Annotated in this window: 13 protein-coding genes; 8 read left to right on the top strand and 5 right to left on the bottom strand. The window is 40.4% G+C overall.

Annotated features, from left to right (window positions below):
* From VK159_RS03650 to folK, 4 genes are all read right to left on the bottom strand, one after another.
* Positions 1–897 carry an MBL fold metallo-hydrolase gene (locus VK159_RS03650; RefSeq protein ID WP_324228782.1) on the bottom strand — a complete coding sequence of 299 codons (897 nt, stop codon included), beginning with the start codon at positions 895–897 and terminating at the stop codon, positions 1–3.
* Between the two features lie 91 nt (positions 898–988).
* Complete coding sequence (locus VK159_RS03645) at positions 989–2224, bottom strand: MFS transporter (RefSeq protein ID WP_324228781.1); 1236 nt, start codon at positions 2222–2224, stop codon at positions 989–991.
* A complete protein-coding gene (locus VK159_RS03640; RefSeq protein ID WP_324228780.1) occupies positions 2221–2853 on the bottom strand; it encodes a deoxynucleoside kinase in 633 nt (210 codons plus the stop codon). Before VK159_RS03640 ends, VK159_RS03645 begins: the two co-directional genes overlap by 4 nt.
* A 65-nt stretch (positions 2854–2918) precedes the next feature.
* Entirely contained in the window at positions 2919–3407 is a 489-nt protein-coding gene (folK, locus tag VK159_RS03635) for a 2-amino-4-hydroxy-6-hydroxymethyldihydropteridine diphosphokinase (protein WP_324228779.1), read from the bottom strand.
* A gap of 62 nt (positions 3408–3469) precedes the next feature.
* On the opposite strand from folK, the gene VK159_RS03630 reads away from it, so the two are divergent.
* Together VK159_RS03630 and VK159_RS03625 are read left to right on the top strand one after the other, a co-directional pair.
* Positions 3470–4576: an ABC transporter permease gene (locus VK159_RS03630; protein WP_324228778.1), complete on the top strand. Its 1107-nt coding sequence runs from the start codon at positions 3470–3472 to the stop codon at positions 4574–4576.
* An 82-nt stretch (positions 4577–4658) separates the two neighbouring features.
* Positions 4659–5234 carry an SRPBCC family protein gene (locus VK159_RS03625; protein ID WP_324228777.1) on the top strand — a complete coding sequence of 192 codons (576 nt, stop codon included), beginning with the start codon at positions 4659–4661 and terminating at the stop codon, positions 5232–5234.
* On the opposite strand, the gene VK159_RS03620 is transcribed toward VK159_RS03625, so the two are convergent.
* Positions 5218–6420 (bottom strand): anhydro-N-acetylmuramic acid kinase, encoded by a 1203-nt coding sequence (locus VK159_RS03620; RefSeq protein ID WP_324228776.1) that lies wholly within the window; start codon positions 6418–6420, stop codon positions 5218–5220. The genes VK159_RS03625 and VK159_RS03620 overlap by 17 nt on opposite strands.
* A 156-nt stretch (positions 6421–6576) precedes the next feature.
* Here VK159_RS03620 and VK159_RS03615 point away from each other — a divergent pair, with 156 nt between their 5' ends.
* From VK159_RS03615 to VK159_RS03590, 6 genes are all read left to right on the top strand, one after another.
* Positions 6577–7323 (top strand): DeoR/GlpR family DNA-binding transcription regulator, encoded by a 747-nt coding sequence (locus VK159_RS03615; protein WP_324228775.1) that lies wholly within the window; start codon positions 6577–6579, stop codon positions 7321–7323.
* 37 nt (positions 7324–7360) lie between these two features.
* Positions 7361–10483 carry a SusC/RagA family TonB-linked outer membrane protein gene (locus tag VK159_RS03610; RefSeq protein ID WP_324228774.1) on the top strand — a complete coding sequence of 1041 codons (3123 nt, stop codon included), beginning with the start codon at positions 7361–7363 and terminating at the stop codon, positions 10481–10483.
* An 18-nt stretch (positions 10484–10501) separates the two neighbouring features.
* A complete protein-coding gene (locus tag VK159_RS03605; protein WP_324228773.1) occupies positions 10502–11806 on the top strand; it encodes a RagB/SusD family nutrient uptake outer membrane protein in 1305 nt (434 codons plus the stop codon).
* A gap of 129 nt (positions 11807–11935) precedes the next feature.
* Positions 11936–12505 carry an RNA polymerase sigma factor gene (locus tag VK159_RS03600; RefSeq protein WP_324228772.1) on the top strand — a complete coding sequence of 190 codons (570 nt, stop codon included), beginning with the start codon at positions 11936–11938 and terminating at the stop codon, positions 12503–12505.
* Entirely contained in the window at positions 12486–13922 is a 1437-nt protein-coding gene (locus tag VK159_RS03595) for a hypothetical protein (RefSeq protein ID WP_324228771.1), read from the top strand. Before VK159_RS03600 ends, VK159_RS03595 begins: the two co-directional genes overlap by 20 nt.
* 68 nt (positions 13923–13990) lie before the next feature.
* The gene (locus VK159_RS03590) at positions 13991–15253 is read left to right on the top strand and encodes a hypothetical protein (protein ID WP_324228770.1); all 1263 of its coding nucleotides are present in this window, start codon (positions 13991–13993) and stop codon (positions 15251–15253) included.

Below are 15253 nucleotides of genomic sequence, written 5' to 3'. Positions count from 1 at the left end.
TTACTTTGTAGTTAACTCTTCATACACTGCAGTTAATGAACGTTGAATGCCATCTCCGATCCATTCTGTAACTCCGGGTATCGATTTGTTCTTCAGAAAATCTTCTTCACTTGTTCCGGCTTTTATTTCTGCTTCAGCAAATGCAACAAGTTTCTCAAAATAATTCTGCATGGCTTTTATGTCATCCACCTTGCCATATACTTCAAAACCTTGTGATGCATGGCCGTAAACGAAAGTGGTTTTCTTGTTGAATTTCTTTTGAGTTTGTTCCAGCACCTTTATCCAGTTTCTGACTGATGCACCTGCTGTACGATCGATAAACGGATAGCGACGGTTGTTGATCAGGTCACCCATGTGCACAATATCTGCATGTTCAAAATGAATGAGTGCATCACCATCTGTATGAGCAGCACCAAAATAATGCAGCGTAATTTTTTCATTACCGATCTTCTGACTCCATGTTTTTCCAAATGTCTGATCAGGATACAACTGTTTATCTTCTGTCTTCGCTTGTTTGGCTACACGCTCCTGGTTGGTCTTTGAATTTTCGTGTGCCAATACATGCTCCACGATTCCTTTGAATGAAATATTACCGCTGCTATGATCGCCATGGTGATGTGTGTTGATGAGTAATTTGAATGGCTTTTCAGAACGTTTCTTCAATTCATCGATCAGGTGTTTACTCTGTTCGGGGAATTGTGTATCAACTATCACAATGCCTTCTTTGCTCAGGTAGAATAAAATTGTTCCGCCACGCTCGGTAAACACTCCAATATCATCCGTGAGCATTTTGATGTTCCATGCTTCTTGCTGAAACAGTTGTGCCAATAACGATTGCTGAAAAGCAAGTGCGCCAACAGTTAGTGACGATGCCCGGAGAAATGATTTGCGGTTCATATAGAATTGTTTGTAACTGTAAAATAAACAATCTGTTGTTTTGTTTACAAGCGAAGCGACTATTCTTCACTAAAATGGATGAATGGTAAACTCAATACTCGAGTTTGCGAAGTGTTGGCGCTTTAAACCGGGTGATGGTTACAACAATAAGCGTCATGCAACCACCAAAGATCACTGAAGGAACGGTGCCCATAATTGAAGCGGCTGTACCACTTTCAAATTGACCAAGTTCATTACTGCTGTTAATAAAAATGGAACTTACACTGCTTACACGGCCACGCATTTCATCGGGAACAAATAACTGCAATACTGTGCCACGTATGATCACACTTACCCCATCAAACAAACCGCTAACGAAAAGCGCTGCAAAACTCAACCAGAAATTTTGCGACAAGGCGAATATCAAAATGCAAACACCAAACCCGCCAACTACATAAAAGAGTTTTTGCCCCTGTTTGTTTTTCATGGGCTTCCATGTTAATGCAGCAATGGCAATAAAATTACCCAGATAAGTTGCTGCTGTTAACCAGCCCAAACCTTCAGGACCAACATGTAAAATATCTTTTGCAAACACAGGCAGCAATGCTGTAACACCGCCAAACAAAACCGCAAACATGTCTAAGGTCATAGAACCAAGTAATGCCTTTTGTGTAAGAATAAAATTGATCCCTTCTTTTACGCTTTCCCAAGTGCGTGTGTTGCCCGGTTTAAACAACACTGGTTTCTGTTTTACATTCTGCATGCAAAACACTGCGATAAGTACAAGTGATGATACCACGGTGAATGCCACTGTTACATTGGTATAACCCATCAACAAACCGGCAACACCCGGACCAATGACTGCTGCAAGTAACCATGCCATGCTGTTAATGGATGTTGCTCTTACCAACTGTGTTGGAAAAACCAACTGCGAAAGAAATGCACTGAACGCCGGACTGCTGAAAGCTCTAACTGCACCGGTTGCAGCCACCAATCCATAAATGCTCCATTGAACAACAAAAGTTGAAGTAGATTGAATAAAGTAATTGGAGGTTACAAGTAACATACCGAGCATAATAAAAAAGTACAGTAACATACAAATGCTGATGAGCCGTTGTTTATTACTTCTGTCGATCTTTACACCTGCAGGTAGTGCTAATAAAATAGCTGGAATTACTTCCGATAAACCAAGTACACCTAATGAAAGTTTGCTGCCCGTTACTTCATACAATTTCCAGCCCAATAAAACAGGTGTCATGCGTAAACCTGCCAGGAAAATCAAACGTGCAGTAACATACCATGCAAATTCTTTGTTGAGCAGGAATGGTTGTTTGGCAGGATGGTTCATGGCAGTGTAAGATAATGTTGCCCCTGTTCGTATTCTTTATCCAACGCATCAATGATCACTTGTAAATGTGCTTTATTACCGAGAAAATCGGCATTGCCTGCATCTACAAATAACGTTTTTACATTATGCTGTTTAATGTATTGCGTGTAGGTTTCCTGTATACTGAATAAATAATCATCAGCTATCTGTTGCTCGTAACTGCGGTTACGTTTGCGGATGTTTTGCTGTAAACGGGAAACAGGTGAGTGAAGATAAATGAGTATTTCTGGCTGAATGAGTTGTTGATGAATAATATCAAACAGGCTTTGGTACAACCTGAATTCATCGGCGGGCAGATTCACTTTTGCAAACAACAAACATTTTGTAAAAAGATAGTCTGAAATAGTGATGGAGTTAAACATGTCCTGCGTATGCAAAAGATCTTTCAGCTGTTTGTAACGCTCGGCCATAAAAAACAGTTCTAATGGAAAGGCAAACTGTTTTGGGTTTTCATAAAACTTCGGGAGAAATGGATTATCAGCAAATTCTTCCAGTATTAAACGTGCGTTGTAGTGTTTACTCAGCAAATGTGCCAGTGTTGTTTTGCCGGCACCAATATTCCCTTCTATTGTTACAAAATGATACTTCATCCGTCGGCAAATTAAAACATGCAGGCAAATCGTGGAATGAACTTATACAGTTTGTGGAAAAGTCCTTAGCCAAGCTTTTTTACTGCCAGCTGATCGGCACATTCTTTCAGCAGGGTGGTAATGGTCTTTTTGTAAACGGGGTGCAATTTTCGGGGCGAAAGTTCAGCAAGAGGGATCAACACAAACCGCCTGTCCTGGATAGCAGGGTGGGGAAGTGTTACAATTGCTGAATGATAAATGAGATCGTCATAAAACAAAATGTCAAGATCAATAGTACGTGGGCCATATTTTTCAGTGCGGATACGGCCCAGTTCCTGTTCGATCTGCAATAAGGTTTTCATCAGTTCATCAGCAGTAGCCTTTGTTTGCAAAACGATGACTTTATTTAAAAAAGCCGCCTGTTTAGTTTGTCCCCATGCCGCCGTTTCGTAGATCGATGATTCTTTGCTGATGCTGCCGCATCGCTCCTGCATCAATCTGATCGCTTTTTGCAAATATTGTTTTCGTTGTCCCTGGTTGCTGCCCAATAAAATGTAAACCTTGTGTAGCGACATGCTGTAAAAATAGGGATGAAAAAGTTTTTCAGGCAACAGCATAAACAAATAGCTTTGCGCTCATGAGTCAACCTTACAGCCAGTGGAAGGCAATGCTGGCTATTTCCAGGGCAAGTTTCCGGGCTATTTTCCGCAGTCCATCGGCTGTGATCTTCAGTTTTGCTTTTCCGCTCATATTTATATTGGTGTTTGGTTTTATTGGTGGTGGAAGTCCAACGGTGCGTATCGGGTTTACAAAAGGCACAGATACTTCGAAGAGCAATGCTGTTTATCAGCAACTGTTGAAATACAAAACCATTCGTGTTATTGAGAAAAGTGAAGAAGAGTTAAGAAGTGATTTGTCGAAAGGACGCATTACTGCTATTCTCGATATGAAGCCAAACGGCACTGATACATTCCCGTTATACAGTATCAGCGTTCAAACGTCCACTGCAAGTGTTGACCGGTTGGCGATTCTTCAATCAACATTAAAAGATATTATTGTCAATATCGATCGAAGGGCTGCACCCAATGCGCCAACTTATGCAAGCATTGATCTGCCTCCACCAATGCCTGGACGTATTTATAAGACCATCGATTTTATTTTGCCCGGCCAGTTGGGATTTTCATTATTGAGTGCCGGTGTATTTGGTGTAGCATTTTTGTTTTTCAATCTGCGTCAGCAATTGGTATTGAAACGTTTTTTTGCTACACCCATTAAGCGTGGTTACATTTTATTTGGTGAAGGCATCAGCCGGGTTGCATTTCAATTGATCACTGCAGTTGTGATTTTATTAATCGGGCGTTTTGTATTTGGGTTCACTTTAGTACATGGCTGGATAACCTTTTTTGAATTGCTATTGCTGAGTTTGGTTGGATTAATTGTGTTTATGGGCTTTGGTTTTATTGTAAGTGGATTGGCTAAGAATGAAAGTACCATTCCGCCATTCGCCAACATGTTCACTTTGCCACAGTTTTTATTGGCAGGAACTTTTTTCTCGATCGATACATTTCCAAAATGGCTGCAACCCATTTGTAAGGTTTTGCCTTTAACCCATTTGAATGATGCCATGCGTAACATTGCGTTTGAAGGAAGTCATTTGGTTGATTGCGGAAAACAACTCGGCATACTCGGTTTGTGGGGAGTTGGATTGTATGCTATTGCAATTAAAGTTTTTAAATGGGAATAAATGTAATGTCGGATTTGTGATGTAGGATTTCTGATGGGTTCAACGACTATGAGCTATCAACTATTAACTATCAACTTTTCTTATGCGTTTAATAAAAATGTTTTTGTTTGTGCTGCTGGGATTGTTTGCCGTGATTACGATCATCGGTTTATTTATTCCATCAAGTGTAAAAATTTCACGAGGGATTATTGTAACGGCCGACAGCAGCAAGGTGTTCAAAGAATTAAGTGATGTAAAGAACTGGAACAAATGGTTGCCATGGATCACAGCTGATAGTGGTGCGGTTGTTCAGCTCTCAGCAGTTACTGATCAACCGGGTTCTTATTTTCGTTGGAAAGGTGTGAAAGTCAACAGTGCAGGAACTATGACCATTCAATCAATCAAACAAAACGAAATTTTAGTATTGCATGAGCTAAAGGATATGAACAAAGCCGAAGGCGGTTTCCGCATCCGCAGCACAGGTGCAAACAATAATGTAACCGAAGTGCTCTGGTATATGGAATACAAATTGAAATGGTATCCTTGGGAGCGCTTCTTTGGCATCTTCACCGATCAGATCATTGGCTCAGCCTTCGATAAAGGGTTGGAACAATTCAAAAATTATATTGAACTCACTGATGAAAATAATACGTCAGCCTCCATCACCATGGAAAACTGATCTTCCCCATTGTTACTGACGGAATTCCTTTTAGTTCACTGCTGAATTGCACATTACCGCCTGCAATACATTCATTGGCGAGTATGGCAAACAGTACTGCTTCTTTTGCATCAGGATTAATACCCAGCTCACTCGTTAAATGAATCGGAATAGTTGGCAGCAGTTGTTTGATCTGCTCCATCAACAATGGATTGTGCATGCCGCCGCCACTTGCATATAAATGAAAGTTGTTATTCTGTGGCATGGTTTTAATAATGGCTTCAGCAATTGTTTGAGCAGAGAATGCATTCAGAGTCGCCATTGTATCATTCACGTTCAAATCAGTTGTGCCCGATTTTTCTTTTGCAGTTTGTAAATAATGCAGGTTAAACAATTCAGGTCCCGTTGTTTTTGGAAATGATTGTTGAAAGAATGGATGATCTTTTAATGCCTTCAGTAATAATGCATTGATCGTTCCTTTTTTTGCAACAGCTGAATCCTCATCAAAATATTTACCCGGGAAATGTTGCTGCATCAATGCATCCATTAATGTATTACCCGTTCCGGTATCGGTACTGAAAATCTTATTAGCATCCATTGAACCGGGAAGAAAAGTAAAGTTGGCAATGCCACCCATGTTGAGCATAATGCGGTCTTCGCCTTTCTTCGAAAAAATAAAATAATCACCATAAACGGCAAGCGGTGCACCTTCGCCACCCGCAGCAATATGTTTCTGCCGAAAATCACTGATGGTGATGATGCCGGTTTCAACAGCCATATGATCACCATCGCCAATCTGTAATGTTGCATTGCTGAATTTTTCCTGTTGATGCAAAGCCTTAGGTGCATGATAAACTGTTTGACCATGGCTGGCAATCAAATCAACTTCTTCTTTTTTGATCTTGTTCTTTTGCAGAAAAGTATTGATCATTGCTGCCTGTTGTTGTGCAACCCATGGATTGAGTAAGCATAATTTTTCAAAGTCAACTTCCTTTTTGGAAAATACAGATTTGATCTCTGCTTTAAAATCAGGATCATAAGCAATGGTTTCAAACGCAGTCAATTCAATGGCAGTATCATGCCCTTCGCCTGAAATAGTACAATAGGCAATATCCAAACCGTCAACTGAAGTGCCGCTCATTAATCCAATAATGCGGCGTTGCTTTTTCTGCGCAATGGCAGTTAATTGTTGCATATTCCTGTTCATGGAATAAATATAAGAAATGCCCGAATTTGCACCTCAATTGATTTTTTATGCCGTTTTGTGCCGTTCGTGTAGAAAGAGGCTGCATTTTTTTGCGGGTTTTAAAAACTTTTGTACTTTTCCTTACTCTTATTTCTAACGATCAACAGCCAAACCAACATGCTTAAGCAGGAACGACAGGCTTTTATTGTACACCAGGTGAACCTGCACAACCGTGTGTTGTCATCTGACCTCAGTTCGCAGATCAATGTATCTGAAGATACCATTCGACGTGATTTACAGGAACTTGCTGATAAAGGCAAGATCATAAAAGTTCATGGAGGTGCTTTGTCAAAATCATTCAGCAGTTCTATTAACTCTTCCAGTGTCTATAGTATTGATGCAAAAAAGACCATCGCTCAAAAAGCAGCATCACTTATTAAGGACGGCATGTTTGTGATGAGTACCGGTGGCACCACCATCATTGAAATGGCCAAAGCATTGCCGGAGAATTTGCGTGCAACCTTTATAACGGGTAGCCTTCCCGCAGCATTGGAATATATTCATCACCCAAACATTGAAGTGATCTTTATTGGTGATAAATTATCAAAGAGTTCACAGATCTCTATTGGCGCAGAAGCAATTCTTAAGATCAGGCAATTTAAAGTTGATCTCTGTTTTCTTGGTATTAATGCACTTGATCTTGAACATGGCTTAACTGATAATGATTACGATGTAGTACAAGTGAAGAAGGCCATGCTTGAATCAGCATCCAAAGTAGTAGCGCTATCCATTTCTGAAAAAATAAATACCGTACAGAACATCCAGGTATGCAAAGCAAATGAACTGGATATGTTAGTAACCGAATTATCACCTGATAATAAAATTTTTGACCCTTATAAAGAAGCCGGCATGGACATTCTCTGATGTTCAAAATTGATTAATCAAATTAAAAAACTGCAAAATGAAACGAAACGTAAAAAAGCAAAAAGGCAGATGGGTGCAATTGCCCATGTTTCTGCTCTTGTTAATGCTGTGTTCCATGGTTCAGGCACAGGTAACTATTTCCGGTAAGGTAACCGGTTCAGGAAATGCAGCTGCATCCAACGTATCGGTGGTTGTGCGTAATACAAATTTTGGTACATCAACAGATGCTGATGGAGCGTATAGTATCAACGCAAATCTTAAGCCCGGTAAATATGTGCTGGAGTTTTCAGGCGTAGGGTTCAAAACGAAAACAGCTGATGTTAATGTAACAAGTGGCACAAACAGCTATTCGGCTGACGTTACTTTAAGCGAAGACGTTTTAGGTTTAGACGAAGTGGTTGTAACTGGAACCAGTCAGGGAACAACCAAGAAGCAATTGGGTAGTTATGTAAGTACAGTAAAGGCTGAGCAATTAAATAAAGGTGCAACAGGCAATGTGTTGGCGGCATTACAAGGTAAAACAGCCGGTGCTCAGATTATACAAAACAGCGGCGATCCTGCTGGTGGTATATCAGTTCGGCTGAGAGGTATCAGTTCAATTAACAGTTCTTCCGAACCATTATATATTGTAGATGGTATAATTGTAAACAACTCCACTACACGAGTAACCAATACATCGGGCAACTACGATGGACAGAATTTTGTGGGTAATATCGGTCAAAACCGTTTATCTGATATTAATCCTGCGGATATCGAACGTATCGAAGTATTAAACGGAGCCGCTGCCGCAGCTATTTACGGCTCACGTGCAAATGCAGGTGTAGTTCAGATATTTACCAAACGTGGTAGCTCCGGTGCTCCTGTTGTAAGTTTTACAACAAACTTTACTGTAAGTGAGTTACGAAAAAGTGTAGAAGTAAACCAGGCGCCAACTAAATTTGGTAATGCACCTGATGGCCCAACTGCGCAAACACAAGATATTTTAACTCTTGCATGGACAAATACCACACCGGTGAAGCGTTACGATTATAATGATTATATTTTCCGCACAGCTTTAGGTACAGACAATACCATTTCAGTAAGTGGTGGTAAAGACAAAACTAAGTATTACACGTCCGCATCATATTTTTTCAATCAGGGTATAATTAAAAATACTGATTTCCGTCGTTTCAGTTTTCGGTCAAATATTGATCAAACAGTTACCGACAAACTTAGTTTCAGTATTGGGTTAAACTATATAAACAGTGCAGCAAATGAAAAGCCTGATGGTAATTCATTCTTCTCTCCAATTAACTCAATTAATATTATCGGAAACTTCCATGATATACAAGCTCGAGATGCGTTGGGCAATATACAAGCTATAGGTGAACGTCAGCGTGTAAATCCGGTATCGGTAATTGAAGATATTAAGCAGCGACAGGAAACGAACCGCATGCTGGCATCCGCCGCCATAAAATGGAAGCCTATTAAGAATCTGAGTTTTGATTACACAATGGGCATTGACAACTATACACAATCGGGTCAAACATATATACCACCATTCGCTTATGCAGTAAATACTGCTTTTTATGGAGGTGGTTTAACGCTTGATCCTGCTCAGAATGGTTATGCAAGTACCGGAGCAAATAATTATTTCCAGATTAATAACGAAATTAACGCCACCTACCAATGGCGCATTAATGAAAGCTTAAGTTCGACTACACAGGCAGGTTATTCTGTTCAATATGAAAAATCAAGTTACTCGCTGTTGCAGGGGCGTGGTCTTGCACCATTTGTTGAAACGGTGAACGGCGCAAGTACAATCTTGCCAGGTGTTGACAGCCGTGGTGAGCTATCGGTTTCAGGTGCTTATTTGCAGCAGAACTTCAAGTTCAAAAATCATTTATTTGTTACAGGCGCTGTTCGTGTAGATGGATCTTCTGTTTTTGGGCAAGATGAGCGTAACCAGGTGTATGTAAAAGCAAGTGGCAGTTACATTCTTTCAGAAACAGAATTTTGGGGTAAAGCAAATGTCGGTAAATGGTGGAACCTCTTTAAACTACGTGCGGCATATGGTGAAAGCGGTAACCTTACAGGTATAGGGCCATACGATCGATTCAACTCTTATTCCAGTATTGGTTTTCTCGGCCGAACATCTTTCTTCTCCAGCTCAACATTGGCGAATACGAATGTGAAGCCGGAGCGGCAAACGGAATTTGAAATTGGTACTGATCTTGGTTTTATTGATAACCGAATTGGTGTTCAATTCAACTACTATATAAAAAATGTAAAAGATTTGTTGATCAATCGTGTAATTGCACCAACAACAGGTTTCTCCAGCCTGCTTGATAATTTTGGTTCGTTGGAAAATAAAGGTTTTGAAATTGTGTTGAACCTTGGTATTGTTCGTAAGAAAGATTTCAACTGGAGTGCAACTGGTATTTTCAATCGAAACAGAAACAAGGCTCTTAAAATTGGACAGGCGTTAACGTTACTGAGTACAAACGCAGGCGCTCCTGTAGCAATTTTAGAAGGTCAGCCAATAGGTATTTTTTATGGAACATTTTTCGCAACCGATGCAGGCGGTAATCAAATCAAAAATGCAAGTGGTATTCCTTTAACTGAAAGAGGATCTCAAAATTCACCGTTAACCTACACACCTCAGCGTGATGCGGGTGGTTTGCCAAGCGGTACTGTATTGCGCAAAGTAATCGGTGATCCAAATCCTGATTATACGGCCAGCTTGGTAAATGAAGTAAGTTATAAACGTGTCAGTCTTCGTTTTCAATTTGATGCAGTTCAAGGTGTGGATGTGTTTAATGCAGATTGGCGCACACGCCAGGGCGTTGGTAATGGTAAAGTTGCAGAGCAGGAGCACAGAGGTCAACTGCCAAGAGGTTATGTATCTGGTGTATACGGTATTGAAGAATGGCGTATTGATGATGGTTCATTTGTAAAATTGCGTGAACTCTCTATCAGTTATGATTTCGGAAAAGTAAAAAAAGCTTTCAGCAGCTTAGTGGTTACACTCAGCGGCCGAAACCTTATTTCATTTGATAATTATAAAGGTTACGATCCTGAAGTGAATGCAGGCGGACAAAGTACAATTCTAAGGGGTATTGATTTTGGAGCTGTACCTATTCCACGCACATTCAATTTTGGAATCCAGGCCAAATTTTAATTCTTAAATCTGAAAATCATGTTACGATATAAACAAATAAAAATGTGGATGGTGGCTGTTTTAGCAGTCTCTCTTGTCACATCATGTAAAAAGAATTTCACTGACCCTAACCGGGCTACAAGCGATAAAGTATTTGCATCAGCTTCCGGTTTAACAGGGGTAAGTATTGGCTTGCAGCGTGTCTATGCACTTGGCCGAGCAAGTTCGTTATACAATGTCATTTCAATTAATGGTTTTGTTACAAAAGAATTGCGGTTATTAAACCCTGGCAACTTACCCGAATTTCAATTAAGCACGGGTGGTCCAACTGTTGATGGTACCAATACAATGCTTGCAGGTTTATGGACCAGCAGTAACAAAATTATTTACGATGCTGATTTAGTGATCGGCAATGCCGCAGGCCTGGCTGATAAAGGAACTGCCAGCGGTTTAATTGGTTATGCTTCAATTTTTAAAGCGTTGTCTATTGGTAACATGGCAATGTTTTGGGAGCAGATTCCAGCAGGTACTGGGTCAAATGTTACATTCATTACACGCCAGAATGGTTTTCTGAAAGCTGTTGAAGTAATTGATGATGCATTATCTATTATTAACACAAATGCTATCAGCGCTACATTCTCATCAAAAATTCCTGCTGGCATTGATATTGTTAGTACTCTTAATGCTTTGAAAGCTCGATACTTGTTGTTTGCAGGTAACTATGCTCAGGCATTAACTGCTGCCAACCTCGTTGATCTTTCGAAAAAATCAACATTGAATTTTGAAGCTGCTAATCCTAATCCTATTTATGATGTTGCAGGTTCTAATTTTAATGTATACCAACCAATTGATTCAACAATGGGCTTACTCGGCAGCCTGCAGCCTGACTTGGCCGATAAGCGTGTTCCGTTTTATATGGTATTGAGCGGATCTTCAGCTTCACGTTTTTTAATGAAAGGTTTTGCTGCGGCAACTACAACAGCTTATCCTATTTATTATCCCGGCGAAATAACATTGATTAAAGCTGAATGTTATGCACGCCAGGGTACGCCTGATTTGGTAAATGCATTGGTTGAATTAAATAAAGTTGTAACAAAAAAAGCAGCCGATGATGCATTGGGTATTGGTGCCGATCTTCCATTGCTTGTTGGACCGCTTACTCAAGCTCAGGTTCTCGATCAGATCTACCGTAACAGGTGTATCGAATTGTACATGTCTGGTTTAAAGCTGGAAGATATGCGTCGTTTTGGCCGTGCAACTTCAGAGCGCACACGAAACTTTATGCCTTACCCATTTCGTGAACGAGATAACAATCCAAATACACCGGCTGATCCGGCTGGCTAAATATTTTATCAGTAGTTATGTTTTAAGTGTAACAGCCCCGTTTTCTAACGGGGCTTCTTTTTGTAAAAAATTTTTAACAGAGGAGCAACGAATGGTGAAATAGCTTTGTCAACCCTTTACAAAACCTGAATGATCGATCAGCGGCAACTAATAAAAGACTGTTTGCGTGGCAATGCCATGGCACAAAAGCAACTCTATGATGCTTTTGCTGAAACCATGCTGGGCATTTGTTACCGTTATACCAAATCACTGGCTGATGCGGAGGATGTGTTGCAGGAAGGTTTTGTAAAAGTGTTTCGTAACCTTCATACTTACCGGAGTGAAGGGGAATTGGGTGGCTGGATACGCACCATCATGGTGAACACAGCATTGAACTATTTAAAGAAGAAAAAGGAATATCAATACGATATGTCGTTCCTGAGTGAGCCGCTGCATCCTGTGAGTAATGATAACCCTGAAGTGTTACTACGCACCAAACAACTGGCTGAATTGATACGGCAATTACCTACAGGTTATCAAACGATCTTTAACCTGCATGCAGTGGAAGGATTCACGCATGTGGAAATCGGGAAGATGCTCGGCATCAGTGAAGGCACCAGCCGCAGCCAGTATATGCGGGCAAGAAACCTGTTGATCACCTGGATTGAAAAATATAATTCCGAACCCCAAAAGCAAGTGTATGGCGGATCATCAATTTGAACATAAGGTAAGCCAGCAGCTGTCCGACTTCAAACTGAAGCCGTCGGCGGAAGTATGGCAACAAGTGGAGACACAATTGGAAGAAGATAGAAAACGCAGGAGATGGTTTTACTATTTGCCAATTGCAGCACTTTTAATTGGAGGATTACTCTATGCAGTATGGCCTGTTGAGGAATATGCAAAACCCGACGCTGTTGTGCAATCAAATACCAACAAAGCAAACACGACAGCAGTAGAAAATATTAAAAACGAATCACCATTAACCAAAACCGAATCATCATCAACCTTAACTGAAACAACAGCTGCTGAAAAAGAAGTGCAGCAAAACAACTCATTATCGCAAACGAAAACAACAAGGGGGCAACAAAGCGGCATTGTAAAGTCGCATAATATTCAAGACACAAAAAACAGGAATAAGCAAACTGTTGCAGTAACAACTCAAAAGCAAATAAGTAAAGATGAAGTTGCCGTTGTTGCCGACAATGCATTAGTGCAAAAAGAAGCGTCCGCTGATCAAACGATTGTTGCCATTGAAGAAAAGCAACCTCAACAGAAGATCGATACTGCGGTTGTGGATCAATCTGCTGGAATTAAAACAGACACAGCACAAACAATTGCATCAACACCTGTAATTGATACAATTGCTGTTGCACCTGCAGTGCCCACGCTAACAATTGCAAAAAGGAAATGGCAGATGGGCTTGCATGTAAATGCGGGAATTGCTGATATCAGGGGACGTCTTTTTCCAGGCTCGGGTTTTAAATCGTTTTCTGATGCCCCGCCAGTTGTTTTTAATAGTGGTGCACCCGGTGGAGCAACCCGAATTCTACAGTATGATTATGCGATAAATCCTGCTGCTCAATTTGGCGCTGGTATTTTGTTACGCAAGTCATTTAAGAAAAGACATTCGTTTGTAACAGGCCTGCAATATCAATACAGCAGCTATTCTGTTACACAGCGCCAGCGTATCGATTCATTTATGACGCCAGCGAATATGTTCAGCAATATTTCTACAAAAGAAAAGACGGTACAGTTTCGTATGCATGCTGTAAATGTGCCGCTTGAACTGGAATTTAAAATTGCTGATATTAAAAAAGGCAAATTATTATTCAGTGCCGGTATTCATAATTGGTTTGCAGTATCCTCAACACAAACTGATACACTGTCTGCATTTCGTTATGTAGCAAGTACCGATCGTTATGCCGGATATAGCTCTATGGTAAATGCAAAAGAGACAAAAGCAACCAGGTATCAACCACAAATATACCTGTCACCTTCATTTGAGTGGCAAGGGAAGAAAACAAGTTCACAAATCGGTATATACCTCGACTATGGGTTACGTCCTGCGTATAAGAGTAATTTAAAGGATTATTGGTGGCAAACAGGTATCCGTTACCGACTCTTTTTTAATCGCTGAAAATAAATAATAGTAACGCAACGGTTTTGAAACAGGCAGTGTCAACCTTCTAAACAAACTGCTGTAATATGAAACAAAGAAGTTTCAAAACCTTTGCGTTACTGCTTGTAACTGTTTCTTTATTGCAAAGCTGTCTGAAAGACAAATGCACACAAACCTATACACTCCTTCGCCCGGTTTATAAAACCAGGCAGGAAGTATGGAGTGAAATAAAAAGCAAACCTGCAAAAGCAATCATTAATCCCGGTAAAATTTCACTCTTCGGCAGTACAGTTTTCCTCAATGAAATTGATAAAGGTATTCATGTGATCGATAACAGTAATCCATCACAGCCAAAGAATATTGGTTTTATTGAAGTGCCGGGCAATATTGATCTTGCGATAAATGGCAACAGGTTGTATGCCGATCTTTTCAACGACCTTATTACAATTGATATCAGTAATCCACAGCAAGTAAAAGTGGTGAGTATTAAAGAAAAAGTGTTTCCTCACCGTGCTTTCAGCAATGGGTTCTCGGCAGATACAAATCTGGTGATCGTTGACTGGCTGCGGAAAGATACAACGGTAACAGTTAGTTGCAGTAACGGGCAAGGACTGGGTCCTTTTCTATGGGACAGAGGTTTTCTTGCTGTTGCACAAAACTTTTCTTCATCAGGTGCTGCTGCAGTTACAAAAGGTATGAATGGTTCTATGGCGAGATTTGCGTTGAAGAATGATTATCTCTATACCGTATCAAACAGCGATCTGAAAGTATTTGGTTTGCAAAATGCAGATCAACCACAACAGTTAAATACAGTGCCGGTAGGTTGGGGAATTGAAACCATCTACCCCTTCAAAGAGCAATTATTTATTGGTTCGAACAATGGTATGTTCATCTTTAGTGTGCAAAATCCTGCAGTACCTCAAAAGACAGGAAGCTTTCAACATGCATTTGCTTGTGACCCTGTTATTGCAGATGATACACATGCTTATGTAACGCTTCGCAGTGGAACCACATGTCGGGGTGCAATAGTAAATCAACTTGATGTGATTGATATTACAAACCTGCAGGCACCTTCACTGCTTAAAACCTATCCGCTGACAAATCCGCACGGTTTGTCAAAAGATGGCAATCTCCTGTTTGTGTGCGATGGCAAAGATGGTTTACGTGTTTACAATGCAGCAAACCCCGCCAGCTTAACCCTGGTGAAACATATTAAAGGATTTGAAGCTTATGATGTAATTGCCTGGAACGGTAATGCATTAGTTGTTACAAAAACAGCTTTGTTGCAATTTGATTACAGCAATCAAACGAATATCAGTCAACGCAGCAGCATTGCTATTCAACGATAA

This window comes from Lacibacter sp. (assembly GCF_035299325.1).
In the GTDB taxonomy this organism is placed as follows: Bacteria; Bacteroidota; Bacteroidia; order Chitinophagales; family Chitinophagaceae; genus Lacibacter.
Note: the sequence above shows the minus strand (reverse complement) of the source record. Positions and strands in the feature narration are given on the sequence as shown.